This is a genomic window from Kribbella sp. NPDC043289, assembly GCF_056436705.1.
The window spans coordinates 295,596-321,823 of sequence record NZ_JBWKCB010000002.1 but is presented as its reverse complement, the minus strand read 5'-3'; the positions used below and the strand labels follow the sequence as shown (position 1 = coordinate 321,823).

24 protein-coding genes are annotated in these 26,228 nt (G+C 68.8%); 13 read left to right on the top strand and 11 right to left on the bottom strand.

The features are described from left to right. Nucleotides 1-39 precede the first annotated feature (39 nt). Together AC0662_RS13380 and AC0662_RS13375 are read left to right on the top strand one after the other, a co-directional pair. Nucleotides 40-3,057, top strand: a complete 3,018-nt coding sequence (locus tag AC0662_RS13380) for a PQQ-dependent sugar dehydrogenase (protein WP_478300611.1) — start codon at nucleotides 40-42, stop codon at nucleotides 3,055-3,057. A 43-nt stretch (nucleotides 3,058-3,100) separates the two neighbouring features. Beyond that, nucleotides 3,101-4,237, top strand: a complete 1,137-nt coding sequence (locus AC0662_RS13375; RefSeq protein ID WP_478300609.1) for a serine hydrolase domain-containing protein — start codon at nucleotides 3,101-3,103, stop codon at nucleotides 4,235-4,237. Here the strand turns inward: AC0662_RS13375 and AC0662_RS13370 are convergent. Further along, on the bottom strand, nucleotides 4,197-5,072 hold the full coding sequence (locus AC0662_RS13370; RefSeq protein ID WP_478300607.1) for an MBL fold metallo-hydrolase: 876 nt from the start codon (nucleotides 5,070-5,072) through the stop codon (nucleotides 4,197-4,199). The two genes, AC0662_RS13375 and AC0662_RS13370, sit on opposite strands and share 41 nt — an antisense overlap. A 109-nt stretch (nucleotides 5,073-5,181) precedes the next feature. On the opposite strand from AC0662_RS13370, the gene AC0662_RS13365 reads away from it, so the two are divergent. Next, entirely contained in the window at nucleotides 5,182-6,471 is a 1,290-nt protein-coding gene (locus tag AC0662_RS13365) for an esterase-like activity of phytase family protein (protein ID WP_478300605.1), read from the top strand. A gap of 2 nt (nucleotides 6,472-6,473) precedes the next feature. On the opposite strand, the gene AC0662_RS13360 is transcribed toward AC0662_RS13365, so the two are convergent. Further along, a complete protein-coding gene (locus tag AC0662_RS13360; RefSeq protein ID WP_478300603.1) occupies nucleotides 6,474-7,130 on the bottom strand; it encodes a DUF998 domain-containing protein in 657 nt (218 codons plus the stop codon). 176 nt (nucleotides 7,131-7,306) lie between these two features. On the opposite strand from AC0662_RS13360, the gene AC0662_RS13355 reads away from it, so the two are divergent. Both AC0662_RS13355 and AC0662_RS13350 read left to right on the top strand, forming a co-directional pair. Further along, entirely contained in the window at nucleotides 7,307-8,635 is a 1,329-nt protein-coding gene (locus AC0662_RS13355) for an FAD-binding oxidoreductase (RefSeq protein ID WP_478300601.1), read from the top strand. Next, nucleotides 8,632-9,435: an SDR family NAD(P)-dependent oxidoreductase gene (locus tag AC0662_RS13350; RefSeq protein ID WP_478300599.1), complete on the top strand. Its 804-nt coding sequence runs from the start codon at nucleotides 8,632-8,634 to the stop codon at nucleotides 9,433-9,435. Before AC0662_RS13355 ends, AC0662_RS13350 begins: the two co-directional genes overlap by 4 nt. 6 nt (nucleotides 9,436-9,441) lie before the next feature. On the opposite strand, the gene AC0662_RS13345 is transcribed toward AC0662_RS13350, so the two are convergent. Next, nucleotides 9,442-10,281 (bottom strand): EamA family transporter, encoded by an 840-nt coding sequence (locus AC0662_RS13345; protein ID WP_478300597.1) that lies wholly within the window; start codon nucleotides 10,279-10,281, stop codon nucleotides 9,442-9,444. A 111-nt stretch (nucleotides 10,282-10,392) separates the two neighbouring features. Between AC0662_RS13345 and AC0662_RS13340 the strand changes: the two genes are divergently transcribed. After that, nucleotides 10,393-11,208 carry an endonuclease/exonuclease/phosphatase family protein gene (locus tag AC0662_RS13340; RefSeq protein ID WP_478300595.1) on the top strand — a complete coding sequence of 272 codons (816 nt, stop codon included), beginning with the start codon at nucleotides 10,393-10,395 and terminating at the stop codon, nucleotides 11,206-11,208. Here the strand turns inward: AC0662_RS13340 and AC0662_RS13335 are convergent. Then, complete coding sequence (locus AC0662_RS13335; RefSeq protein ID WP_478300593.1) at nucleotides 11,193-11,660, bottom strand: N-acetyltransferase family protein; 468 nt, start codon at nucleotides 11,658-11,660, stop codon at nucleotides 11,193-11,195. The genes AC0662_RS13340 and AC0662_RS13335 overlap by 16 nt on opposite strands. Next, nucleotides 11,650-13,029 carry an MFS transporter gene (locus AC0662_RS13330; protein ID WP_478300591.1) on the bottom strand — a complete coding sequence of 460 codons (1,380 nt, stop codon included), beginning with the start codon at nucleotides 13,027-13,029 and terminating at the stop codon, nucleotides 11,650-11,652. Before AC0662_RS13330 ends, AC0662_RS13335 begins: the two co-directional genes overlap by 11 nt. Before the next feature lie 114 nt (nucleotides 13,030-13,143). Here AC0662_RS13330 and AC0662_RS13325 point away from each other — a divergent pair, with 114 nt between their 5' ends. Further along, entirely contained in the window at nucleotides 13,144-13,719 is a 576-nt protein-coding gene (locus tag AC0662_RS13325) for a TetR/AcrR family transcriptional regulator (RefSeq protein WP_452204224.1), read from the top strand. A 695-nt stretch (nucleotides 13,720-14,414) separates the two neighbouring features. Here the strand turns inward: AC0662_RS13325 and AC0662_RS13320 are convergent. After that, complete coding sequence (locus AC0662_RS13320) at nucleotides 14,415-14,777, bottom strand: cupin domain-containing protein (RefSeq protein WP_452204223.1); 363 nt, start codon at nucleotides 14,775-14,777, stop codon at nucleotides 14,415-14,417. Between the two features lie 145 nt (nucleotides 14,778-14,922). Here AC0662_RS13320 and AC0662_RS13315 point away from each other — a divergent pair, with 145 nt between their 5' ends. Further along, nucleotides 14,923-15,447, top strand: coding sequence for a gamma carbonic anhydrase family protein (locus AC0662_RS13315; RefSeq protein WP_478300589.1), 525 nt, complete (start codon nucleotides 14,923-14,925; stop codon nucleotides 15,445-15,447). A 277-nt stretch (nucleotides 15,448-15,724) separates the two neighbouring features. On the opposite strand, the gene AC0662_RS13310 is transcribed toward AC0662_RS13315, so the two are convergent. After that, the gene (locus tag AC0662_RS13310) at nucleotides 15,725-16,390 is read right to left on the bottom strand and encodes a response regulator (protein ID WP_452203323.1); all 666 of its coding nucleotides are present in this window, start codon (nucleotides 16,388-16,390) and stop codon (nucleotides 15,725-15,727) included. Next, on the bottom strand, nucleotides 16,387-18,075 hold the full coding sequence (locus tag AC0662_RS13305; RefSeq protein ID WP_452203322.1) for a sensor histidine kinase: 1,689 nt from the start codon (nucleotides 18,073-18,075) through the stop codon (nucleotides 16,387-16,389). Before AC0662_RS13305 ends, AC0662_RS13310 begins: the two co-directional genes overlap by 4 nt. A gap of 190 nt (nucleotides 18,076-18,265) precedes the next feature. Between AC0662_RS13305 and AC0662_RS13300 the strand changes: the two genes are divergently transcribed. The 5 genes from AC0662_RS13300 to AC0662_RS13280 are packed head-to-tail and all read left to right on the top strand — an operon-like array spanning nucleotide 18,266 to nucleotide 23,079. Further along, nucleotides 18,266-19,273, top strand: a complete 1,008-nt coding sequence (locus tag AC0662_RS13300) for a Bug family tripartite tricarboxylate transporter substrate binding protein (protein ID WP_452203321.1) — start codon at nucleotides 18,266-18,268, stop codon at nucleotides 19,271-19,273. Then, a complete protein-coding gene (locus AC0662_RS13295; RefSeq protein ID WP_452203320.1) occupies nucleotides 19,270-19,782 on the top strand; it encodes a tripartite tricarboxylate transporter TctB family protein in 513 nt (170 codons plus the stop codon). The genes AC0662_RS13300 and AC0662_RS13295 overlap by 4 nt, the downstream gene beginning before the upstream one ends. After that, a complete protein-coding gene (locus tag AC0662_RS13290; RefSeq protein ID WP_452203319.1) occupies nucleotides 19,782-21,290 on the top strand; it encodes a tripartite tricarboxylate transporter permease in 1,509 nt (502 codons plus the stop codon). Before AC0662_RS13295 ends, AC0662_RS13290 begins: the two co-directional genes overlap by 1 nt. 10 nt (nucleotides 21,291-21,300) lie before the next feature. After that, entirely contained in the window at nucleotides 21,301-21,738 is a 438-nt protein-coding gene (locus AC0662_RS13285; protein ID WP_478300586.1) for an EVE domain-containing protein, read from the top strand. Between the two features lie 9 nt (nucleotides 21,739-21,747). Beyond that, nucleotides 21,748-23,079, top strand: coding sequence for a winged helix-turn-helix domain-containing protein (locus AC0662_RS13280; RefSeq protein ID WP_478300584.1), 1,332 nt, complete (start codon nucleotides 21,748-21,750; stop codon nucleotides 23,077-23,079). On the opposite strand, the gene AC0662_RS13275 is transcribed toward AC0662_RS13280, so the two are convergent. Genes AC0662_RS13275 through AC0662_RS13265 form a run of 3 tightly spaced genes read right to left on the bottom strand, consistent with a single transcriptional unit; the run spans nucleotide 23,010 to nucleotide 26,216 of the window. Next, on the bottom strand, nucleotides 23,010-24,254 hold the full coding sequence (locus AC0662_RS13275; RefSeq protein WP_452203316.1) for an MFS transporter: 1,245 nt from the start codon (nucleotides 24,252-24,254) through the stop codon (nucleotides 23,010-23,012). The two genes, AC0662_RS13280 and AC0662_RS13275, sit on opposite strands and share 70 nt — an antisense overlap. Beyond that, the gene (locus AC0662_RS13270) at nucleotides 24,251-25,615 is read right to left on the bottom strand and encodes a GH1 family beta-glucosidase (protein ID WP_478300582.1); all 1,365 of its coding nucleotides are present in this window, start codon (nucleotides 25,613-25,615) and stop codon (nucleotides 24,251-24,253) included. Before AC0662_RS13270 ends, AC0662_RS13275 begins: the two co-directional genes overlap by 4 nt. Next, nucleotides 25,605-26,216: a YbjQ family protein gene (locus AC0662_RS13265; RefSeq protein ID WP_452203314.1), complete on the bottom strand. Its 612-nt coding sequence runs from the start codon at nucleotides 26,214-26,216 to the stop codon at nucleotides 25,605-25,607. The genes AC0662_RS13270 and AC0662_RS13265 overlap by 11 nt, the downstream gene beginning before the upstream one ends. Nucleotides 26,217-26,228 lie beyond the last annotated feature (12 nt).

Here is a 26,228-nt window from a genome sequence, read left to right as displayed (position 1 = left end):
GTGAGGGCGAGCGCCGGAGTTCGTGGAGCTGGGGGGCTCGTGAGGATTTCCGCCACGCGGCTGCGCCGTGCGCTGCCCATTTTGTCCGTCCTGCTGGTGCTGCCGCTCGCCGTGATCGCGCCGGCGCGGGCTGCAGTCACGCCGACCGGTTTCAGTGAGCAGGTGGCGTTCAGCGGGTTGACCAATCCGACGAACGTCGCGTTCTCGCCGGACGGCCGGGTCTTCGTCGCCGAGAAGAGCGGCCTGATCAAGGTCTTCCAGTCGCTCGACGACACGACACCGACCGTGTACGCCGACCTACGCACCGAGGTCTACAACTACTGGGACCGTGGCCTTCTGGGGATCGCGCTGCACCCCAACTTCCCCACGGATCCACGCATCTACGTGCTGTACACCCACGACGGCCTGATCGGCGGGCCGACTCCCAAGTGGGGTACGCCGGACACGAACGACGACCCGTGTCCGACGCCGCCCGGCCCCACCGGTGACGGATGTCAGGCCAGCGCGCGGCTGTCGGTGATCAACGGGAACGGCGCCGAGCAAGTGCTCGTCGAGGACTGGTGCCAGTTGTACCCGAGCCACTCGATCGGCTCGATCGAGTTCGGCCCCGACGGCATGCTGTACGCCGGTGGTGGCGACGGCGCGAGCTTCAACTACGTCGACTACGGGCAGGACAGCTACGCGCAGTCCGACGTCACGCCTGACAACCCGTGCGGTGACGGTCCTGCACCCGTCGGCGCGACGCTCACCTCGCCGAGCGCCGAGGGTGGTGCGTTGCGCGCGCAGGACCTGCAGACGTCCGGTGATCCCACCACCCTGGACGGCTCGATCATCCGCATCAATCCTGACACCGGCCAGGCCGCACCAGGCAATCCGCTGATCAGCAACGCCGACCTGAACGCCCGCCGGATCGTGGCGGAGGGTGTGCGCAACCCGATGCGGTTCACGTTCCGCCCGGGGACGAAAGAGCTCTGGCTCGGTGACGTCGGCTACTCGACGTGGGAGGAGATCGACCGGATCGCCGACCCGACCGCGGGCGTCACCAACTTCGGCTGGCCCTGTTACGAAGGAGCCGGCCGCCAGCCCGGATACGACAGCGCGAATCTCAGCATCTGCGAGAAGCTGTACGCCGCCGGCTCCTCCGCGGTCGCATCGCCGTACTACTCCTACAAACACAGCGAGCAGGTCGGCGGAACGTGCTCGACCGGCAGTTCGTCCATCTCCGGTCTGTCGTTCTACTCGGGTGGCAACTACCCATCGGCGTACGACGGGGCGCTGTTCTTCACCGACTACAGCCGCAAGTGTGTGTGGGCGATGATGCCGGGCAGCAAGGGGCTCCCAGATCCCGGCAAGATCCAGCTCTTCGCGTCGGGGTACGGCGCCACTCGCCTGCAGACCGGACCCGGTGGCGATCTGTTCACGGTCGACTACGACAACGGCCGGATCCTGCGCTACGTGTACAACGGCACGAACAACCCGCCGACCGCCGTCATCCACGCCAGCCCGCCGAGCGGGCCGACTCCGTTGACCGTCACGTTCGACGGGACCGCGTCCAACGACGCCGACGGCGACCCGCTCACGTACGCCTGGGATCTGGACGGCGACGGCGTGTACGACGACTCGACCGCAGCGACCGTTCAACACACCTACACGACCACCGCGACCGTGACCGCGCGCTTGCGGGTGTCCGACGGGAAGACGTCCAGTACGACGTCCACGCAGATCGACGTGGCGAACACGGCACCGACCGCGTTCATCACCTCCCCCGGTCCGGCGACGACCTGGAAGGTCGGGGACAAGATCAGCTTCTCGGGTTCGGCGACCGACCCCGAGCAGGGGACGTTGCCGGCATCGGCGCTGACCTGGTCGCTGATCATGCATCACTGCCCGAGCGACTGCCACACCCACACGATCACGTCGATCACCGGTGCGAGCAGTTCGTTCACGGCGCCGGATCACGAGTATCCGTCGTACCTCGAGCTGCGGCTGACGGCGACGGACGCGCAGGGTTTGACCGACACGAAGAGTGTGCGGCTCGATCCGAAGACGGTCGGGTTGACGTTCCGCACCGCGCCGGCGGGGCTGCCCGTGACCTTTCTGGACAAGACCGGGAAGACACCGTTCAGCGACACCGCGATCATCGGGTCCAGTCTGTCGGTGTCGGCAGATCCGGCCCAGTCGATCGCGAACCAGGCGTACCGATTCGCCACTTGGTCGGACGGCGGGGCCCGGAACCACAACCTGAACGCGCCCGCGACGGCCGCGTCGTACACGGCGACGTACGGCGTGAAGCGGAACATCGCGCAGGGCCGGCCGACTGTTGCCTCAAGCGTCTATCTGCCGGGGCGTGAGGCGGCGAAGGCCGTGGACGGATCGATGAGTACGGCGTGGTCGAGCGCGCGGTCCGATCCGCAGTGGATACGGATCGATCTCGGGTCCGTGAAAGTCGTCAACCGCGTGCTGCTGAACTGGTTGTCGACGGCGTATGCGAAGTCGTACCAGGTCCAGGTGTCCGGGAGCGGGCGGACGTGGAAGACCGTTGCGTCGACCGTCAGCGGTGACGGCGGGACGGACGACGTACGGTTCACTCCGAACTATGCGCGGTTCGTGCGGGTCAACGCGACGCGGCGGGCCGTTGCCGGGAGCTACTACTCGCTGTGGGAATTCGGCGTCTACCAGGACACTGGACCGGCGACCGGGATCGCGAACCAGTGCATCGACGTCTACCAGGCGGCGACCGCGGACGGTACTCCGACCACGCTCTACACCTGCAAGGGATCGGTCAACCAGCAGTGGACCCCGTCCACCGACGACGGCACGATCCGCACGATGGGCAAGTGCTTGTCCGCCCGTGCCACCACATCGGGCACTCCTGCGGTGCTGTGGACTTGCGACGGTACTCCGGGGCACCGCTGGGTCCCACAACCCAATGGCACCCTGGTCAACGCCGCCTCGAACCTGTGCCTGGCCGCAACCAACGGCGCAAGCGTCAACGGCACGAGACTCGTCCTCAACGCCTGCAGCACGGCGAGCAGCCAGCGGTGGTTGCTGCCGTAAATTCGATCGTTGACCGCGGCCGCTCCGGCTTATCGTCTTCCCCATGAGCAAGGGCTGGGTGGACCAAGGGTACGGCGCGGTCGCGGACACCTTCGCGGAGAACTTCTCGCTGTTCCCGGAACTGGGTGCGGCGGTCACCGTCTACTCGGGTGGACGGAAGGTGGTGGAGCTCTGGGACGGCGAGGCGGCGCCTGGCCGGGCCTGGTCGCAGGACACCGTCGTCCCGGTGTTCTCGTGCGCCAAGGGGCTCGTGAGTGTCGTCGTACACCTGTTGGCGCAGGAAGGCCGCCTGACGCTCGACGCACCGATCGGTGACTACTGGCCGGAGTTCGTTGCTGAGGGCAAAGAGGGGATCACGTCCCGGATGGTCCTCGGGCACCGGGCCGGGATCCCGGTGCTGGACACCACGCTGTCGTTCGACGAGATCGCGGCGTGGACGCCGGTGGTCGCGGCGATCGAGAAGCAGAAGCCGTTGTGGGAGCCGGGGACGACGTACGAGTACCACGGGCACGTGTTCGGTTTCGTGCTCGGTGAAGTGGTACGGCGGATCACGGGACAGCTGCCCGGCGAATACTTCCGCTCGGTCATCGGCGACCCGCTCGGGCTGCGCGCGTGGATCGGCGTACCGGCGTCGGAGTTGCCCACACTGGCACGGTTGGCGGAGTCGGAAGCCCGACCGGCGATGGATCCCGAACACCTGTTGATGCGCATCGTGACGATGAACGGCGCGCTCGTCTTCCCGGGTCTCGACGTACCGCATGGATGGAACGATCCCGAGCTGCTCGCGATGGAGCTACCAGGCGCTGGCGCCGTGGCGTCCGCGACCGGTCTGGCCGGGGTGTACGCCGCTGCGATCACCGGCATCGACGGATCGGAACGCCTGCTCAGCCGCGACACCATCTCGGATGCGGTCGCCGAGGTCTCCGCCGGTGCGGGTTTCCTGGGATTCGACGCCGGTGCCCGTTGGGGCTCGGGGTTCCTGCTCGACAGCGCCTTCCGCCCGACACTCGGCCCGCGCAGCTTCGCCAACGACGGCGCCGGCGGCCAGTTCGCGTTCGGCGACGACGAGCACGGCATCGCGTTCGCCTACACCACCAACCGGATGATCGGCCACGGCGATCCCCGAGCCACTCGCCTGGTCAGCGCGCTCCGAACGAGTCTGGAACCGGGTGCCAGCTGAACGCAGCGCCGTCGCGGCGGATGTGACCCAGGCCGGGAAACGGTAGGTGGTAGGCGTGGACGAGCAGGTTCTCGTCGGCGGCTCGTTCGAGCAGGTCTCGGCGAGTGGCGACCGACGCCGACTGGTCCAGGTCCCACGGGGTGGACCACGTCGGGTTGCTCAGCTGGAGCGGGTCGTAGAAGGTGTCGCCGATGCAGAGCAGGCGTTCACCTCGGGACTGCAAGAGGATCGCCGTGTGACCAGGCGTGTGGCCGGGGGCCGCGAGGGCATGCACGCCGGGGAGGAGTTCCGCGCCGTGTTCGAAGGGGCGCAGCTTCTCACCGAAGAGGCGGATCGTTTCGCGGGCGGCCTCGAGGTGGGGTTGGGCTGACGGCAGGTCGACAGGGCCTGACCAGAAGGCGACCTCCGAGGCGTGGGCGAAGGCCGTCGCGGCGGGGAACCGCAGGTCGCCGGACCAGATCGCGCCGCGGGAGTGGTCCTGGTGCAGGTGGGTGAAGACCACCGCGGCCAGATTCGACCGCGACAGACCGGCCCCGGGCATACTTCCCTCGAGCTGACCGACGAGCGGTTCGATGTACTCGCCGTACCCGAGGAAGCTGGCGCCGAGACCGGTGTCCACGACCGCCATGCCGTCGGGTGTGCCGATGAACAGGCAGTTGTAGCCGCAGGTCAACGTGGAGCGGTCCGCACGAGCAGCGGCCCGGTCCAGATCCGCGGATGGGACCCCAGAATCCGGCGTGAAGAACTGCTCCAGCGGCGGCTCGAACGGCGGCGCCGGCTGACCGTCGCTGACCACGACGCAGTCCAGCTGTCCCACCGAGAACTGGAAGAACATCGCGCCAGTATCGCACCGGGTCGATCCTTCCCCTGCGGTTCACGAGATGGGTGGGCGGTGTTCATGCGGTCGGGCGAGGGTCACGGGGTCGACTGTGAGGAGAGCTGGGATGTCTCGAGGTCAGTGGTTGGTGGCGACCGCGGTGGTCGGGGTTGCTGCGCTGGTGGGAAGTACGGCGCAGGCGGCGCCAACCAGTGAGCCCCGGGCAATCGGTACGGCGACACTGCCCGACATCTCGCTGAAGAAGTTCTCCAACGACCTGATCCGCGGCTCGGTGGACACCGACCGGAAGGTCGACCTCGGCGGGATCGGCAGCGACCTCTACCCGGCCGGCACGAGTGACGAGTTCTGGACCGTGACCGACCGCGGCCCGAACGGCCAGATCAAGGTCGACGGCGCGAACCGCCGGACGTTCCCGGTGCCGGGGTTCGACCCGGCGATCGTGAAGGTCAAGGTGGCCGGCAAGAAACTGAAGGTGATCGACGCGATCCCGATCACCACCCGGCACGGCAAGCCGGTGACCGGACTGCCGAACCAGGAGAGCCGTGACGAACTCCCCTACACGTACGACGCCTCGACGCGACTCCCGCTGAACCCGAACGGCCTGGACACAGAGGGCATCGTCCGGGCCAAGGACGGGACGTTCTGGCTCGTCGACGAGTACAGCCCGTCGCTGGTGCACGTCTCCGCCCGCGGCCAGGTGCTCGCGCGCTACGTCCCGAAGGGCCTGAACCTGCAGGGCGCCGACTACCCGGTGATCGAGGCGCTGCCGGCGATCTTCCTGACCCGCAAGATCAACCGCGGGTTCGAGGGTCTGGCCGAACTGCCGGGCGGCGACCTGGTGCTCGCGCTGCAGAGCCCGCTGTCGAACCCGAGCAAGAAGGTCGGCGAGGCGTCTCTGAACACCCGCCTGGTGCGGTTCTCGCCGCGGCAGGCGAAGGTGACCGCCGAGTACGCGTATCAGTTCGACCCGGTCGGTGTCGTCGACCCCGGCGAGGACGATACCAGCGAACTGAAGATCTCGTCGATCGTTGCTGCAGGCCCCGAAACGCTGCTGGTACAGGAGCGCACCGACAACGCGGCCCGGTTGCAGCGCGTCGTACTGCGTCCCGCGGACAACATCCTGGGTTCGAAGTGGGACGACGCGGCGACAACCCCGTCGTACGAGGCATCAGCTGCCGGGGTGCCGGCGCTGAAGAAGCAACTGTTCCTCGACTTGAACACTGTCAAGGGTGCGCCGAAGAAGATCGAGGGTGTCGCGCTGATGCCGCGTGACACCCTGGTCGTGATCAACGACAACGACTTCGGGATGACCGACGGTCCCGAGGCGTTCGATGCCGATGGCAACCTGGTCGACGGCGGCATCGAAACGACTCTGGTGACCATCCGGCTCAAGTAGTTTCACGCGGTACGGCGCTTGTCGAGGCAGACCGCGACGAGCCACGAGTACCCGAGGACGACCGCGACGTCGAAGGCGATGATCGTCGGGCGGCTGCCCGCGCCGGCGCTGAGCCCGGCGAACGCACCGAAGAACAGGATGCCGGTGATCGCGGAGAAGCGCGCGAAGGTACGGCGGCCTAGGGCGCGGTAGTGCGCGGCGATTACCAGACATCCGGCGATCAGGCCGGAGAAGCCGATGGTGCCGGCGACGAAGTGACCCATGCCGCGCGTGCTGATCTCGGCGTAGTCGGCCGGCGTACCGACCGGGAAACCGGCGGCCGGGTCAGCGGGGAAGGCTGCGGCGAGTAGCAGGCCGACTCCGTAAGCAGCGACGAGTCGTGGGCCCCAGACCCGGCCGCGTCCGGACATGGTTCGGCGCAGGCCGATGGCCGCGGCGATCGACAGCAGGCCGCTGACGATGAAGTTGGCGGTCTGGATCCAGCCCGGGCCGCCGTTGGCGAGCAGGCTTGCCGGGTGGCGGGTGATGTCGAATCCCTCGCGAGTGAACGCCTGGATCAGCCACACCGCGACGTACAGCGGACCGGCGACGATGCCGGCGGTGAGCAGTGCGCGGGTGGAGACGCCGGCTGCGGGGAGTGTCGCGTGGTTCGTGGTCATCTCGGGTGTCCTTCCAAGGAGTGAGCGTTACCCCTGCGTCGAGCGACCCGGCCGGAAATCGACACGGCCCCAGACGAAATAGCCCGGTGTTTTGTGATGTGGGCTTGTTCACGTCACAGGGGTCGCTCGGTCGACGTCAGGTGTTTGTTCGATGAGGGCAAACGCAAAGGATCGTCATGAGCGCAGTAGTCGAGGGATTCGGTGGGACGATCGTCGCGCCGAGTGACGAGGGGTACGACATCGCGGCGCGCACTGTGCTGGTCGGGGGCAGCCCGGCGTACGTGCTGCGGCCGGCGAGTGTCGAGGACGTGCAGAAGGCCGTGCGGTACGCCGTGGCGAGCGGACTGCCGCTCGCAGTCCGCGGCGGTGGACACAGCTTCCCGGGCTTCGGGACGAACGACGGCGGCGTGGTGATCGATCTCGGCGACCTGGCCGCGATCGAGGTCATCGACAAGGACAAGCACCTGGTCCGGATCGGTGGCGGCGCCACCTGGGGGCAGGTCGCGCCCGCGCTGGCGCCACACGGGCTGGCGATCTCGTCGGGCGACACCCGCAGCGTCGGTGTCGGCGGGCTGACGTTGTCCGGCGGGATGGGCTGGAAGGTCCGCAAGTACGGCCTCGCGATGGACAGCCTGGTCGCCGCGCAGCTCGTGACCGCGCCCGGTGACGTCGTGCGCGCCTCGGCCGACGAGAACGCCGAGCTGTTCTGGGCGCTCCGCGGTGGCGGCGGGAACTTCGGGATCGTGACCGCGTTCGAGTTCGCGGCGCACCCGACGACCGACATCTACTTCGGCAAGGTGGTGTTCCCGGCGGCGGAGATCGCCGACGTACTCCAGGGCTGGGCCGATTACCTGCGCACCGCGCCCGCAGAGCTCAGCTCGATCGCGGCGTTCGCGAACCCGTTCCTCGGCGGTCCCGAGGCGCCGCTGGAGATCCAGGTCGCGTACGACGGTGACGACGCGGAACTCGCCGCGCAGGCGATCGACCCGATCCGAGCGCTCGGTACGGTGCTCGCCGACGACGTCGCGCTGACGCCGTACGCGGAGGTGCTCGTGGACGGCGCGGTGCCGCCGCCCGGGATCCAGCTGGTGACCCGGAGTGCCTTTGTCGACAAGGATTCCGTGCCCGAGGTACTGCGGATCCTCGCCGAGACCGGTACCTCGCCGGGCTCGCCGATCATCGCGATCCGGACCGTGGGTGGCGCCGTGGCGCAGGTGGCCGCCGACGCGACGGCGTACGCGCACCGGCAGGCCGAGCTGATGATCAGCACGACGACGATCGGTCCGCCGCCGGTGATCGAGGCGACCCGTCGGGCGCGGCAGCAGCTGTGGGACCGGCTCGCACCGCTGACCGCCGGCGCGTACGCGAACTTCCTGTCCACCGCTGACGATGCCGATGTCGCGGCGGTCTACCCGGCGGCGACGTACGAGCGGCTCGCGACGGTGAAGCGCGAGTACGACCCGGCCAACCTGTTCGCGGGCAACCACAACGTGCGGCCGGCGTGACTAAGGTCTGGTTCGTCACCGGGTCGTCGCGTGGTCTGGGGCGCAGTTTCGTCGAGGCCGCCTTGTCCCGTGGGGATCGGATGGCCGCGACGGCCCGCAGCAGTCTCACCGAGCTGACGAGCCGGTACGGCGACGCCGTACTCCCGCTCACGTTGGATGTCACCGACCGGAGCGCCGTGTTCGAAGCGGTGGAACAGGCGCACGCGCACTTCGGCCAGCTCGACGTGATCGTGAACAACGCGGGCTACGGGCTGTCCGGTGCGGTCGAGGAGTTCAACGAGGCGCAGCTGCGGGACCAGTTCGACACGAACTTCTTCGGTGCGCTCTGGGTCGTGCAGGCAGCGTTGCCGTACCTGCGCGCGCAAGGCGACGGCCACGTCATCCAGATCTCGTCGGTGGCCGGTCTCACCGGGCTCGCGTTGGGCGGTGCGTACTGCGCGTCCAAGTGGGCCCTCGAAGGTCTGAGTGAGGTGCTCGCCCAAGAGGTCGCCGGATTCGGGATCAAGGTGACGGTGGTCGCGCCGGGCGGTTACGCGACCGACGGCGTGACCGGTGGAGTGCAGGCCGAGCCGAATCACTTGTACGACGACCTTCGCGCGGGACTGTCGGCGTACCTGGCGGCGGCCGACTTCGGCGACACGGACGCGGCCGGGCGGGCGATCCTGAAGCTGGCCGACGCGACCGATCCACCGCTGCGGGTCTTCTTCGGTACGCAGGGGTTCCCGATGGTGCAGCAGGTGTACGCCGACCGCCTGAAGACCTGGGAGGACTGGCAGGGTTTGGCGGCCGAAGCTATGTAGTCTCAGCTATCCAGCCTCGCGATGCAGCCCGACCGCGACGACGACGATCGCCACGGCCGCCACCTCCGCGGCCTGCGGTATCTGCCGCAGGACGACGGCCCCGATCACCGTCGCCACGGCGGGCAGCAACGCAAGCATCACCGCGAACCTCGACCGCCGCACGCGCGCCATCGCGAGCTGATCGGCGACGTACGGAATCACCGACGAACACACGCCAACCCCCACGGCAGCACCGAGCAACCGCAGATCCGTGAAGGCCGGTCCGGCGTCCCGGGCACCGATCGGGAGGGCCAGGACCGTGGCGATACCCATCGCCAGCGCGAGCCCGTCGATCCGGCGCAGCCCGTCCGCGCGGGACACTCGATGCCCGAGGACGACGTACGCCGCGAAGAGGACCGCGTTGAGCGCCGTGAACAGCAAGCCGATCCAGTCGTGTGAGAGCCGGATGTCGGTCAGCAGGTAGACCCCGATCACGGCCAGCGCCAACGCCAGCAGATTGCGCAGGCTTCGGACCGCGATCGCCGCCAGGACGATCACCGGGGCGAACTCGGCGGCCGCGACCGTCCCCAGGGGCACGCGGTCGATCGCGAGGTAGAAGCAGCAGTTCATCGCTGCGAGTACGGCGCCCCACGCGAGCAGCACGTGTCGCGTTGGGTGGTCCAACGATCGCCAAGCGTGCCAGGGCCGACGCCAGATCCAGAAGATCGCGCCGGCGGCGGCGATCCGCAGCCACGCCACACCGAGCGGTTCGATCCGCGCGAACAGCAGCACCGCGAGCGCGGGTCCGAGGTAGTGGAAGGTCGCGCTGACGACGAGGTACACCTGGGGCGGAACGGTCCTGCGCATCACCTCACGGTAGGAACCGGGCCGCGGACGCACCATGGCGTTCCGGCAAGGACGGCGGGCTTCTGCTTGTCACAACGGCAAGTGACCCCGACGCTTGGAGATACTGCGGGTATGCGTCGATCGGGGATGTTTGCCGCGCTGGCAGGGTGTCTGTTGCTGACCGTTTCGCCGTTGACCGCGCAGGCGAAGGTGGAGGCGACCACGGTGAAGACACTGACGTTCAACATCCATCACGGCGCGGGGGTGGTGGACGGGAAGCTCGATCTCGAGCGGGTCGCGCGGACCATCGAGGCCTCGGGTGCCGAGGTCATTGGTCTACAGGAAGTCGACCGGTTCTTCGATGCCCGCAGCAACTTTGTGGACCAACCGGCCTGGCTGGCGGCACGGTTGAAGATGAACTACGTGTTCGCCGCGAACCTCGACTGGGACCCCGCCGAGCCGGGCAAGCCCCGTCGCCAGTACGGCACGATGGTGCTCTCGAAGTACCCGATCGTCGACTCGCACAACACGCTGCTGCCGCTGCATTCGGGGAGCGAGCAGCGCGGTCTGCTGGAGACCCTGATCGACGTCGGTGGTACGCCGTTGCGGTTCGCGGACACGCATCTGACCACGATCAACGACGGCGAGCGCGTCGAACAGGTGAACGCGATCGTCAGCCTGCTGAAGGACGCGCCCGAGGCGACGCTGCTCGTCGGCGACATGAACGCCGTACCGACGAGCACCGAGATCCGGACGCTGACGATGCACTTGACCGACACGTGGCCGCAGAAGGGCTTCGGGCTCGGGCTCACCAGTCCGGTGCCGCTGCCGACCAAGCGGATCGACTTCCAGCTGCACAGTGCGCAGCTGACGCCGACCGCGGCCTCGGTACCGGTGAGCCTCGCCTCCGACCACCTGCCGGTCGCAGCGACCTATTCGTTCAGCTGACGCTCGTACGCCTCCGGTGACCAGCCGGCCGCGGTCTTCGTGACCAGCTTGGCGCCGAGACGCTCGTAGAACCGGTAGCCCGCGGTGTTCTCGATCCGCAGGCCCCAGCTGATCGGGAGTCGATCCGGCAACGCGATCCGGGCCAGCGCGAGCATCAGTTTCCGCCCGGTTCCGGCGTCACGGAACTGCTCACGGACGTACAGATCGTCCAGTGCGAGCTGGTCGCCACCGACCCAGAGGTACGGGCGGCGGACCGCGGAAACGTAGCCCGCGGCGATTCCGTCAACGTGTGCGACCAGGACGAACACGCTTTCCTGCGCGAGGAAACCCCGCCAGTCCTCGACACTCGACGTCACGTATTTCCGTTGTTCCTGGTAGTCGGCCAACTCCCCCAGCAACGTCAGAACGGTTTCCGCGTCCGCGACCACCGCGCGGCGAATCTCAATGGACATGAACCCCTCCGGTCGAAGGCTTGAACGCCGGTACGACGACCAGCGCGAGCGCGGCCCCCACGGCAGCAGTGATCGCGGCGAACGTGAAGCCCCGGGTGAACCCGCTCGTCACCGTCCCGGCCAGACTGGCCGCCGCCACACTCGACACCACCGCGACACCGAGCGACGCACCGAACTCGTGGAACGTGCTCAGCAGTCCGGACGCGAGCCCGGCCTCCCGGGGGTCGACCTGCGCGAACGTCGTGGTCGACGCCGCCACGAACGCGGCTCCGAGCCCGATCGTCCCGATGCTCATCCCGATCACGACCACGGCGGCACCTTCCCAGAGCGCGGGACCAGCGACGCCGAGCGCGGTGATCAGGAACCCGGCGAACGCGACGGGTCGCGCGCCGGCGCTGCCGACGAGCTGACCGCCGACGTGCGCGCCGACGATCGCGGCGAGGGCGACCGGCAGGAACAACAGTCCGGTGCGGAGGGCGCCGTACTGCTGGAAGTGTTGCAGGTAGAACGAGCCGAGGAAGAACATCGAGATCATCAGCGCGGTCGCGACCAGCAGCATGAAGGTGCCTGCGGCAACTGGTCGGCGGGTGAGGATCCGGAGGTCCATCAGCGGTGACCGGACGGTGCGCTGGACCCACGCGAAGACGCCGTACAGCACGATGGCGCCGGCCAGCGTGCCGAGGGTCGCGAGTGAGAGCCATCCGCGGTCGCCGGCGTTGATCAGCGCGTAGATCGCCGTACCGGTGCCGGCCGTGACCAGCAGCGCACCCGGTACGTCGAGGCGACCGGGCTGCTCGCTCGGGGTGTCAGCCGGGAGCATCCGCATCAGCAGCGTGAACACGACCAGGCCGATCGGCAGGTTGATGTAGAACACCCACTGCCAACCGGGGCCCGCGGTGAGCAGGCCGCCGAGCAGTACGCCGACCGCGGAGCCGCCACCCCCCATCGCGGACCAGATGCCCAGCGCCTTGTTGCGTTCTTCACCGTCGAACGTCTTGGTGACGACGGACAGCGCGGCCGGGGACAGCATCGCGGCACCGATCCCCTGCGCGACCCGTCCGGCGAGCAGCATCTCGGGGCCGGTGGCCAGACCGGTCGCCAGCGAGGCGAGCGTGAATACGAACAGGCCGGTCAGGACGACCCGGCGGGATCCGAAGAGGTCGGCGGCCCGGCCGCCGAGGAGCATCAGGCCGCCGAACATCAAGGTGTACGCACTGACCACCCAGGTCAGCGTCTCGCGCTGGAGCTGCAGGTCGGTCTCGATGTTCGGCAGCGCGATCGCCACCACGGTGACGTCCAGGATCAGCATGAACTGCGCGACGGCGAGCAGCCCCAGCAGTCGCCACCGCCGGGGGTCTTGTTGGGTCATGAGCTCATCCTTAAGTTGAACACGGCTGTACGGGTTATGGTCGGTACGGTAACTCGTACACTGGTGTTCGACAAGAGGATTTCGTACAGTGGTGTTCAACTTCTTGGAGGCGCGATGGCGACGGTGACCACCAGGCGTGCGGACGCGCAGCGCAACATCGCGGCGATCCTGACCGCGGCGGCCGACTGCCTGGCCCGCGACCCGGGCGCGAGTACGTCGGAGATCGCGAAGGCGGCCGGCGTCGGCCGGGTCACGCTGTACGGCCACTTCCCGTCCCGCGCCGAGCTCGTCGACGCGGTATTCGTGCAGGCGATCGCGGTCGGCGAGGAAACCCTCGGGAAGGTCGATCTGACCGGCGACCCACGGGCCGCGCTGACCCGGCTGATCGAGTCGAGCTGGCACCTCGTGGACCAGTACCGCGCGCTACTACTCGCGGCTCAGGAGACGCTGCCACCGGGACGCGTACGCGAGCTGCACGCCGACCCGATGGCGCGAGTGGAGCGCCTACTCGAACGCGGCCGCGCCGAAGGGGTGTTCCGTTCCGACCTGCCGACATCATGGCTGGTCAGCGTGATGCACAACGTCATGCACGGCGCCGCAAGCGAAATCCACGCCGGCCGAATCACCTCCACCGACGCCGCCCCCTACATCACCGCAACCCTCCTCGCCGCCTTCACCCCACCAAGCTAATCAGCCAGCTCTCACGACTCGGCTACCCACCACCAACCAAACGCCACGACTCGGGGACACGTGGAGCACGTACTCGAGGGACGCCCGTACGACGCAATCCCCCCGCTCGCCACTCGATCCGCCCGCTCGCTCGCTCGACAACACCTACCCACGATCCGCCGAGTCGTGAGAACTGGCTGCCAATCCACGACCACACCCCACGACTCGGCAAACCCACCACCAACCAAACGCCACGACTCGACAGCTCGCGGACACGCGGGGCACACACGCGAGTGACGCCCGTACCGGGCAATCCCCCACTCGCCGCTCGATCCGCCCGCTCGCTCGACAACACCCACCCACGATCCGCCGAGTCGTGAGAACCGGCTGCCAATCCGCAACCACACCCCACGACTCGGCAAACCCACCACCAACCAACCGCCACGACTCGACGACTCGGGGAGATGTGTGGTGCGTATGCGAGGGGCGCCCGTACGGCGCAATCCCCCGCTCGCCACTCGGTCCGCGGTGGTTGTGCGAGCCGGCCGGCCAGACGTGCAGCATGCCGTTCGCGAATCGGGCGTCGACGGTCTCGTTCGCGACCCCGCCGGCGTCCGCGAGCAACCGGCGTACCTGCTGCTCCGCGTTGTGCTGTTGGGGGTCGTCGTCATCCGGGCTGGGCGACGCGGCGGGTGGTCGCCCAGCCGTGCGTACGCCTACTCCAGCCAGACGGTTTCGAAGGTTGGGTTGGCGTGGATGTGCACTGCTTCGTAGCCGCCCGGACCGGTGCGGAACTTGTGGGGCGTGTCGGCCGGGACCACCAGGATCTGCCCGGCCTTGCCGACGATCTGCTCGGTGCCGACGGTGAACGTCGCCGAACCGCGCCGGATGATGAACGTCTCGGCGTACGGATGTTTGTGCAGTCGCGGGCCGGCGCCCTCCTGCGTGGTCGACTCGAGAATCAGTGAGACGCCGGCGCCACCCGGCAACTCGGTGTAGTTCTCGGTCCATTCCTCCCCGTCGTCCCGCCCGTCGGCGCGGTTGATCACCGCGGCCCCGGAACTCGCGATCTCCGTCATGCCACCCTCCTCGCGGTCAGAGCTGTCACCGTAACTTCGCACCCGGTGCTTTCAAACCCCTTTCGTCCTGGTGCACCCGTGCTCGACCGGCTCGCAGAACTGGTGCACCGGGGTGCCGCCGACCGGCTCGCATAAGGTGTGCCGCATGCCGCTGTACGCGTTCGAAGGTAAGCGCCCGACCGTCCATCCCGACGCCTGGATCGCGCCGACCGCCACGCTCGTCGGCGATGTCGTCGTCGAGGCCGGCGTCTCGATCTGGTACGGCGCGGTGATCCGGGCCGACCTCGGCACGATCACGATCCGGGCCGGCGCGAACATCCAGGACAACACCGTCATCCACGTCGGCCACAACGGCTGCGAGATCGGCCCGAACGCAACGGTCGGCCACCAGTGCCTCGTGCACGACTGCACGATCGGCGAACAGGCGCTGGTCGGCAACGGCGCGATCGTCCTCGACGGCGCCGTCGTCGGCACCCGCTCCCTGGTCGCCGCCGGCTCCACCGTCACTCCCGGCGCCGTCATCCCACCGGAGTCCGTCGCGATGGGCAGCCCCGCGAAGAAGATCGTCCCCCTGGACGGCACCGCCAAGCTCTTCGTCGACCACAACTCCGCCGTCTACCACGCCCTAGCCGAACGCCACGCCGCAACCGTGGAACTAGTGGAGGACTAGGCACCGCGGCCTAGCCCGTTTGAGGGGCCGGCCCCTCAAACGGTGGGTGGACCCCTGGCATTTCGGGTGCGCACCCCACACTCTCAGGGGCCGGCCCCTCAAACGGTTTGGGCTCAAGCGGTGGTTGAGGGGCAGGGCGGTTGTGGCCGAGGAGGGGCTGGGCGATCGGCAGCTCGACAGGAGGTGTCGGCGATATCGGGGGGCCGCGTCGGTGGGCTGAGCGTGGCGATCGGTGGAACCGACCGATACCTCCTGTCGAGCTGCCGATGAGGCGTGCTCAGATCCGCCAGTTGTAGCGGCGTTCGGGGCGGCCGGTGGTGCCGTAGCGGAGGGTTACTTCGGCCTGGCCGCGGGTGGCGAGGAACTCGAGGTAGCGGCGGGCGCTGACGCGGGAGATGCCGACGACTTCCGCGCATTCGGCGGCGGACAGGTTCTCGGGGGCGTTGCGTAGGGCCGCGGTGACCAGGTCGGCGGTCTCCTGGCTGAGGCCCTTGGGGAGGCGGTTGGCGAGCGCCCGCGCCGGCGCCAGCACGCGGTCGACGTCGGCCTGGGACGTGACCTGGTCGGGGACGCTGGCCCGCCGGCGGGCGTACTCCTGCAGACGCGTCCGCAGATCGTCGAACCCGAATGGCTTCAGCAGATAGTTCACGACCCCCTGCCGCACAGCACCCCGTACGGCGTCCGCCTCCCGCGCGGCCGTGATCACCAGGATGTCGACGTCCGGCCGCGCGGCCCGCAGGCGCGCGATCAGGTCGAGGCCGAACACGTCCGGAAGGTAGAGATCGAGCAGCACCAGATCGGGCCGGAGTTCGGTCAGCGCCGCCACCGCCTGGTCGCCGGAGTTCGCCGTACCGACGACCTCGAAGCCGTCCACGCGGTCGACGAAACCGCGGTGGATGCGGGCCACCATGAAGTCGTCGTCGACGACCAGCACCGTGATCATCGGGCTCCTTCGGGAGTGGGTTGGACGGACATCCGGGCGATGAACGCGGCGCCACCGTCGGTCAAGTTGGTGACCGCGACCTCGCCGCCGCGGCGCCGGCAGATCAGCCGTGTCATCGCGAGCCCGATCCCGCGCTCGCCCTCGGCCGCGGCCTTGGTGGTGAACCCGTGCGCGAACACCTCCTGGGCCAGCTCCGGCGCCACTCCCGGTCCGGAGTCGCGGACCACGATCTCGACACTCGTCGCGTCCTGCCGCAGCTCGACCTCGACCCACGCGGGCGACAGCGGCGTACCGGACTGGGCCGCGGCGTCGATCGCGTTGTCCACCAGGTTGCCGAGCACCGTCGCGATATCGGCGGACAGCTCCGGCTCGAGGCGCAGCAGCGTGGTCCGCTCGGACACCCGGAGCTCGACGCGGCGTTCGGCCGCGAGCGAGGACTTCGCCATCAACAGGGCGGCGACCGTCGTGTCGTGGACCCGCCGGGTCACGGTCAGGTCGAGCGACTCACGATAGCGGTTCAGCGCGCCGACGTACGTGACGACCTCGTCGTACTCCCCGATCTGGATCAGTCCGGAGATCGTGTGCAGCTGGTTCGCGAACTCGTGGGTCTGCGCGCGCAGCAGCTCGGCCGACGACCGGAACGAGCCCAGCTCCCGTTCCAGTTGCGCGAGCTCGGTCCGGTCGCGCAGCGTGGTGACGGAACCGAGCGACCGTCCGTCCTTGGTCACACTCATCCGGTTCATGACGAGCACGCGCCCCCGCCGTACGACGACTGCGTCGCGCGCCTCGTCCTCGCCGGCCAACACGTCGCGCAGCCGGCCCTCGATGCCCAGCTCCCGCAGGCTCTTGCCGACCGCGTTCTCGGGAAGGTCGAGCAGCCGGCGCCCGACATCGTTCACCAGCGTCACCCGCAGCTGCGGGTCCAAGGCGACGACGCCCTCGGCGAGCCCGTACAGCATGGCTTCGCGGTGCTCGGCCAGTCCGGCGATCTCGCGCGGCTCGAGACCGAGCGTCTGCCGCTTGATCCGCCGCGCCAGCAACCACGACCCGAGCAGCCCGAGCACACACGCGATCCCGAGATAGATCGCCAGGTACGACGATGCGCCGCGTAGCCGCTGCATCGCCGTCGGTGCGTGCTCACCCACCATCACGGTCCCGATGTGGTCGCCGAGCGTCCCGTCCGAAATGCCACTCCCGTCGCGGCCCTCGCTCAGCACCGGCACCTGGGCGACGAGTTCTTTCCCGTCGCCGCCCTGCAGCTCACCGGACCAGCCACGACCGTCCGCGACCTCGGGAACACCCAGTGTGAGCTTGGTGCCGATCAGCGTCGGATTCGTTGCCGCGATCACCTTTCCTTCGGCGTTGGCGACCGTGATGGAAGTGACTCCCGACTGGGCGAGACTCGTCTGCAACGCAGGCGCCAGCATCTCGGCGGGCGCCGGGTTCCGGATCCCGAACCGGAGCGCCGGGCTGGACGACAACTGCTCGGCCAGCAACGTCACCCGGCGGCCTTCCACCCGGTTGAACGTGGCCGCGGACTGCGCCAGCGAGACCGCGGCAACAGCGACGAGCACGACCACGACGATCGCCAACTGCAGCACGAGCAGCTGCCCGGCCAGCGTCGGCCTCCTGCCCAGCCGGCTGCTCAGTTGTCTGCTCAGCTGCCGGTCCAGTCGCATCGCCATGGTCACCTCCCGTCTCGTCGCAGGTCCTGCCGCATGATCACCGTTCGAGCGCCCGAGTGCCACACTTCACCCAGGTTCGGCCCGTGACCACAATGAACTCAACCACCGCTGCGGCCACAACGCAGACGCCCGTACCGCTGGAGGTCCACGATCGTCGCCACCTGATCCCCTCGAGAAAAGGACTCCGCCAATGAGGTCCAGGCCAGTGCTGATGGCAGCCACGGCGCTGCTCGCCGTGTTCAGCGTCACCGCTTGTGGTGCGACCGCGGACAAGAAGGACGCCTCCGACGGCGCCGACGGGCAGCCGGCCACCGGGCTGCGGCTGATGGTGCCGAACACCGCGGGTGGCGGCTACGACACCACCGCCCGGACCGCCGCGAAGGTGATGGAGGACGCCAAGATCGCCACCGGCATCCAGGTGTTCAACCTGCCCGGCGCCGGCGGCACGGTCGGCCTGCAGCGGACGGTGAACGAGAAGGGCAACGGCAAGCTCGCCATGCAGATGGGCCTCGGCGTGGTCGGCGCGACGTACACCTCGAAGTCGAAGGCGACGCTCACCCAGACCACCCCGCTGGCGAAGCTGATCGAGGAGGCCGGGGCGATCGTCGTCCCGAAGAACTCGCCGTACAAGACGATCCAGGACCTGGTCACCGCCTGGAAGGCGAACCCGAAGGGGATGGCCGTCGGCGGCGGCTCGTCGCCGGGCGGACCGGACCACCTGCTGCCGATGCAGCTCGCGCAGGCGGTCGGCATCGACCCGAAGGACGTCAACTTCGTCTCGTACGACGGCGGCGGCGAACTGCTCCCCGCGCTGCTGGGCAGCAAGATCGCGTTCGGTACCAGCGGGTTCGGTGAGTTCCTTGACCAGGTGGAGAGCGGGCAGGTCCGGGTCCTCGCGGTGAGCAGCGAGAAGCCGATCGACGCACTGAAGGACGTACCGACGCTGAAGGACTCCGGGATCGACCTGGTGTTCACCAACTGGCGCGGGATCGTCGCGCCGCCGGGGATCAGCGACGCGGACAAGAAGGTCTGGATCGACGCGCTGACCAAGATGCACGACTCGGCGGAGTGGAAGGCCGAGATGCAGAAGCACGGCTGGACCGACGCGTTCGTCACCGGTGACGAGTTCGGCAAGTTCCTCACCGACCAGGACAAGGCCGTTGCGGACATTCTGACCAAGTTGGGGCTCGCGGCGTGAGCACCGCCGAGGCTCAGACCGAGGCTCGGCGGGACAAGGCGCAGTACGGAGTGTGTGGGTTCCTGGCGGTGGTCGGCGTCCTGGTGATCGTCGACGCCGCCCGGCTCCAGCACATTGCCAACAGCAACGATCCGATCGGCCCGAAGCCGGTCCCGATCGTGCTCGGCGTACTGCTCCTGGTGGTCGCCGTGCTGTACGCCGTCGACGTCGCGCGCGGCGGCACCGGTGCGGCCGAGGAAGGCGAGGACGTCGATGTGACGTCGGCCGTCGACTGGCGCACCGTGCTGCTGCTGATCGCCGCGTTCGTGGTGAACCTGGTGCTGATCGAGCCGCTCGGCTGGGTGATCAGCGGGACCGTGCTGTTCTGGGGTTCGGCGTTCGCCCTCGGTAGCCGGAACCACATCCGCAACCTGGTCATCGCGGTCGCGCTGGCGCTGATCACGTTCTACGGGTTCGCGATCGGACTCGGGGTCGGCCTGCCCGCCGGCGTACTGCAAGGGATTCTCTGATGGACAACCTGATGAACCTGATGAACGGGTTCGGTGACGTACTGACGCCGATCAACCTGCTGCTCGCCCTGCTCGGCGTGACGGTCGGTACGGCGGTCGGCGTGCTGCCCGGGATCGGCCCGGCGATGACCGTCGCGCTGCTGCTCCCGATCACCTACGGGCTGGAGCCGGTGCAGGCGTTCATCATGTTCGCCGGCATCTTCTACGGCGGCATGTACGGCGGCTCGACGACGTCGATCCTGTTGAACACCCCCGGTGAGTCGTCATCGGTGGTGACGGCGATCGAGGGCAACAAGATGGCGCGGGCCGGACGGGCCGCGCAGGCGTTGGCGACGGCCGCGATCGGTTCGTTCATCGCCGGAACGATCGGGACCGTCCTGCTGGTGCTGGTGGCTCCGCAGGTCGTGAAGTTCGCGATCAGCCTGGGCGCGCCGGACTACCTGGCGATCATGCTGCTGGCGTTCGCCGGCGCGACCTCGGTGCTCGGATCGTCCCGGATCCGTGGCTTCGCGGCGTTGCTGCTCGGTCTGGTGATCGGCCTGGTCGGGATCGACAAGGTGACCGGTCAGCAGCGGCTGACGCTCGGCATTCCGCAGCTCGCGGACGGGATCGACGTCGTGGTGGTTGCCGTCGGCATCTTCGCGGTCGGCGAGGCGCTCTGGGTCGCGGCCCACCTGCGCCGGAACCCGGGCACCGTCATCCCGGTCGGCCGCCCGTGGATGGGCAAGTCGGACTGGCGGCGCTCGTGGAAGCCGTGGCTGCGCGGTACGGCGTACGGCTTCCCGATCGGTGCGCTGCCCGCCGGTGGCGCGGAGATCCCGACGTTCCTCTCGTACGCGACGGAGAAGAAGCTCTCCAAGCACCCGGAGGAGTTCGGGCACGGCGCGATCGAGGGCGTCGCCGGACCGGAGGCCGCGAACAACGCGTCGGCCGCCGGGACGCTGGTGCCGATGCTCGCGCTCGGTCTGCCGACCAACGCGACCGCCGCGGTGATGCTGGCCGCGTTCACGTCGTACGGGATCCAGCCCGGACCGTTGCTGTTCCAGCGCGAGCCGAAGCTGGTGTGGGCGCTGATCGCGAGCCTGTTCATCGGCAACCTGTTCCTGCTGCTGCTCAACCTGCCGCTGGCTCCCGCCTGGGCGAAGCTCCTGCAGATCCCCCGCCCGTACCTGTACGCCGGGATCATCTTCTTCGCCTCGATGGGCGCGTACGCCGTGAACGCGCAGCCGCTCGACCTGCTGCTGCTGTTGCTGCTCGGTCTGCTCGGGTTCGGGATGCGGCGGTTCGGCCTGCCGGTACTGCCGCTGATCATCGGCGTGATCCTCGGCCCGATCGCCGAACGGCAGGCCCGGATGGCGCTGCAACTGTCCAACGGCGACGTCTCCGGCCTGGTCGGCGGCCCGGTGGCGTACCTGATCTACGCGGTCATCCTGCTGATGATCGGCTGGCCCCTGGTCGCGAAACTGCGCCGGAAAATTATGACAAAGGATGTCGCAGTTTCCGCCTGAGACTAGGTGCATGAACGATCTGAACAGGGCTTGGCTGGGTGTGGTCTCCGCGGACCACGCCCAGCGGGCCGTCGACGGCGGTTTCATCCAGCTCAACCACGGCAAGCGGTACGGCGTCGCGCGGCTGCGCAGAGGCGACGGTTTCGCGATCTACTCGCCCACCGAGCGGTACCGCGAGAAGCGCCCGCTCCGCGCCTTCACCGCGCTCGGGATCGTCGCGGACGAGGCGCCGTACCAGGCCGAGGCGATGGACATGGGCAGCCACGGCGTGGTCCAACCGTGGCGGCGACGGATCGAGTTCATTCCGGTTCGGCGGATGCCCATCGGCGATCTCGATCTCGAGCTGACCCAGCAGCCGAACTGGGGTTACCAACTCCGGCGCGGTCTGGTCCCCCTCACCGTTGGCGACTTCGAGAGGTTGCGGGCGGCGACCCGGGTCGCGCTGTAGGTTCGGTCCATGGCGGCCGTTGGGGACGACATCTCGGTGACGAGCGCGCGGCGGATGGCCCTGAACGCGCAAGGGTTCGGCGAGGCGCGCGGGCGTGCTGACCTGCGACGAATGCGGAAGGCGATCCGCCAGGCGGGCGTGCTGCAACTCGATTCGGTGAACGTGCTCTGTCGGTCGCACTACCTGCCGCTGTTCGCGCGGGTGGGCAACTATCCGCGGCCGACGCTCGACAAGCTCGCCTGGGGTCCCGACCGCGAGCTGTTCGAGTACTTCTGGGGCCACAAGGCGGCCTTGCTCCCGTTGACCGTCTATCCGCTGATGCGCTGGCGGATGCGGGCGGCCGAGCGGCAGGTGTGGGACGAGGAACTGAGCCCGGAAGTGACCGCTCCGTGGTCGGTCGTCGCGGGCATGCGGCGGCTCACCGCCGAGCGACCGGGGTACGTCGACCAAGTGCTCGCACTGATCACCGAGAAGGGCCCGTTGACGGCGGGCGAGGCGAGTCCGGACGGCGTACGGCGCAAACGCACCGATCCCGATCCGGATCCGACCACCGGCAAGATGTGGAACTGGCAGGACGCGAAGATCGCGATCGAGTACCTGTTCTGCGCGGGGCGGGTGATGATCGCGGGCCGCCGGCATTTCGAGCGGGTCTACGACCTGACCGAGCGGGTGCTACCGGACGACGTACTGAATGCTCCGGAGCCGAGCGCCGACGAGGCCCGGCGCGAACTGGTCCGGATCGCGGCCCGCGGCCTCGGTGTCGCGACGCTACGAGAGCTCTGCGGCGGCAGCGGGCAGGCGCACTTTCCGTTGCCCGCAGCAACGGGCCGCGAGGTGATCGGCGAACTGGTCGAGGCGGGCGAGCTGATCCCGGTCCGCGTCGAAGGCGTGAAACAGCAGGCCTACCGCTGGCACGAGGCCAAGGACGGCTCGGTCGACGCGCAGGCCCTGCTCTCGCCCTTCGATCCCCTCATCTGGAACCGCGACCGCACCCATCACCTGTTCGACTTCTTCTACCGGATCAGCATCTACACGCCCGCGCCCCAACGCGTCCACGGGTACTACGTGCTGCCGTTCCTCCTCGGCGACGACCTCGTGGCCCGCGTCGACCTCAAGGCCAACCGCCAGACCTCGACCCTCGTCGTCCCCACGCTCACCGCCGAGCCCGGTACGCCGGACTTCGTCGAACCGCTGGCCGCCGAACTGCACCTGATGGCCGACTGGCTGAACCTCGACCACATCGCGATCCCCGCCGACGGCCCGCTCGCCGCTCAGCTGACCGATCGGATCCGCGTCACGAGTACGCCGGCCAGGACCGTGACTACGGACGCCAAGAGGTAGAGCACCGGATATCCGCCCAGGTGCTTCACGATCGGCGCGGCGATGACCGGCGCCAGGACCTGCGGCAGCGAGTTCGCGATGTTGATGACGCCGAGGTCCTTCGCCCGGTCGCGCGCGTTCGGCAGGACCTCGGTGAGCAGCGCGAAGTCCACCGAGAGGTACACGCCGAACCCGGACCCCAGGACGATCGCGCCGAGGACCGCGCCCGGCCAGGTCGGCCAGAACGCGAGGATCACGCCGGCCACCGCCATCACCCACCCGGACGCGGTGACGAACACCTTGCGGCGCGCGGATCTGTCGGACCACCGGCCGAACGAGATCGCGGTGATCAGGACGCAGACGCTGTAGATCGCGGTCAGGATCAGTACGCCGGTGTCGGCGTCCGCGATACCGACCTCGTCCTGCAGGTAGTAGAAGAGGTACAGGGTGCCGAGCGCGTTGCCGACGTTGAACAGGAACCTGGTCAGCCACGCCCAGCCGAAGTCGGGGTACCTGCGCGGGCTGATCCAGAAGCCTTTGACGAACTCGGTCAGGACGAACGGCGGACGCTCCACCAGCCGAGCGTCGCCGCTGCGGAGCAGGTACGGGACGACGGAGAGGAGCAGGAACGCGGCGCAGGCGACGTACCCGAGGGTGTAGTTGCCGAAGGTGGCGGCGAGGGCGGTCCCCACGAGTGCGCCGAGGACCTGCGAGATCGCCACCCAGCCGCCGACGACGCCGCGTTGGGCGACCGGGACGCGATCGGGGACGACCGCGGTCGCCGCGGCGAGCAGCGCGTTGCCGAAGAGCTGGACCAGGCACCAGCCGAGGATCATCAGGCCGACGAACCGCGCGCCGGACAGGATCAGCAACCCGGCGGCACCGCCGAGGGCACCGGCTACGATCCACGGGACGCGGCGGCCGAAGCGGGACGTGGTGCGGTCGGAGATCGCGCCGAACGCCGGGTTCGCGACCACCGACACCGCGGCGCCGACGCCGGTCACCAACCCGAACACGAACTCCTTGTTGCCTGGAGCAACCGCCTCGGACTGTTGCGCGAGCAGGACCTGGATCGGTCCGAGCCAGGCGGCGAACACCCCGATGTTCGCGAGCACGACGGCCGCCGTCCAGCCGGGGCGCACCCGCTCGGTCGGCTCCGCCAGCGCGGACGGCACCACCCCGGGCTCGGGAATCATCGACGACTCTGGGCGATCACATCACGCAACCAGTGGTACGACGCCTTCGGTGTCCGCACCTGGGTCTCGAAGTCCACGTGCACGAGACCGAACCGTTGCGAGTACCCGGCGGCCCACTCGAAGTTGTCGAGCAGCGACCATTGGAAGTACCCACGAACGTCGATCCCGTCGGCGATCGCGGCCTCGAGCGAGCGCAAATAGCCGTCCAGGTAGGCGATCCGCCGCTGGTCGTCGACCACGCCGTCCACCGGACCGTCGTTGATCGCGCAGCCGTTCTCGGTGATGTAGATCGGTGGCAGCCGGTCGCCGTACCGGTCCCGGAAGATCCGCAGAATCTCGCTGAACGCGTCCGGCACTACCGGCCAGCCGAAGTCCGTGGTCGGGTAGCCGGTCAGCGGACGCGGCTCGAACGGCAGGCCCGGCGGGAGCTGTACGCCGTCGGTCGCCGCGGTGTCGGCCTGACCGGTCGCGGCGCCGACGGACACCGGCGCATAGTGGTTGATCCCGAAGAAGTCGAGCGGCGTAGAGATGACCGCGAGGTCGTCGGCGACCGGGCCAGGCATGCCGTCCCCGATGCCGTTCGGGTACTCGCCGAGCAGGATCGGGTCGGCGAACATCCAGTTGACCAGGTTGTCGTACAGCGCGGCCGCTTCCTTGTCCTCCACGCTGTCGCTGGCCGGCCAGGTCGGCGCGTGGTTCGACGCGATGCCGATCTGCTGAGCCCCGGCGGCGCGCAACGCCTGCACCGCGCGGCCGTGGGCGAGCAACTGGTGGTGTGCGACCGGGAGGGCGTCGAAGAGCAGCTGCTTGCCGGGTGCGTGGGCGCCGAGCGAGTAGCCCATCAACGTCAGCACCACCGGCTCGTTGATCGTGATCCACAGCGGCACCCGGTCGGCGAAGCGGGCGCCCAGGAGGGCGGCGTACTCCGCGAAGTGGTCGGTGATGTCGCGGGACAGCCAGCCGCCGGCGTCCTCGAGGGGCTGCGGGGTGTCCCAGTGGTACAGCGTCGGCGCCGGCCGGATCCCGGCACCGAGCAACGTGTCGATCAGCCGGTCGTAGAAGTCCAGGCCGACGGCGTTCCCTGGGCCGGTGCCGGTCGGCTGGATCCGGGGCCAGGCGAACGAGAACCGGTAGGTGTCCACCCCGAGTTCCCGCATCAGCGCGACGTCCTCGGCGTACCGGTGGTAGTGGTCGCAGGCGACCGCGCCAGTGTCGCCGCCCAGCACGCGGCCCGGCTCGGCGCAGAACGTGTCCCAGGTGGAGGGACCGCGGCCGTCCTCGGCCACGGCACCCTCGATCTGGTACGCCGACGTCGAGACCCCCCAGCTGAATCCGGGCGGCAGGTTCAGCTCAGCTGTCATTCGCATCATCCTCATCGGGTTTCGGGGTGGCGTCCTGGACCCGCGGCGGCTCCACCTTGCGGACGATGACCGCCGTACCGTAGGCCGCCACCTCGCTCATCGTGTTGGCGATCTCGTTGCAGTCGAAGCGCATCGCGAGGATCGCGTTGGCGCCCATCTGCTGCGCCATCTGGCACATCCGCATCACCGCGACATGCCGCGACTCGGCCAGCATCTGCGTGTACTCCGGCACCTCACCACCGCCCAGCGACCGGAAGCTCGCGGTGAAGTTCGACCCGAAGTCGCGGCTCCGCACGGTCAGCCCGAACACCTCACCGAACACCATCTCCGCGGTGTACCCGGGCAGGTCGTTCATCGTCGACACCAGCACCGGGTACGGCGAACCCTGCGGCGCGACGTGCGGCGCGTTCTGCCGGGCCGGCTGGTAGTTGCCGGGCGCCTGACCGTACCCGGGCTGCTGCCCGTAGCCCTGCTGCTGGGGCGGCGGCCCCTGCTGGTACCCCTGCTGCTGCGGCGGCGGGCCCTGGTAGCCCGGAGGCGGTCCCTGCTGGTAGCCCTGCTGCGGCGGGTACGGCTGGTTCGGAGGAAAGTTCTGGTTCATGCCCTCATCCTG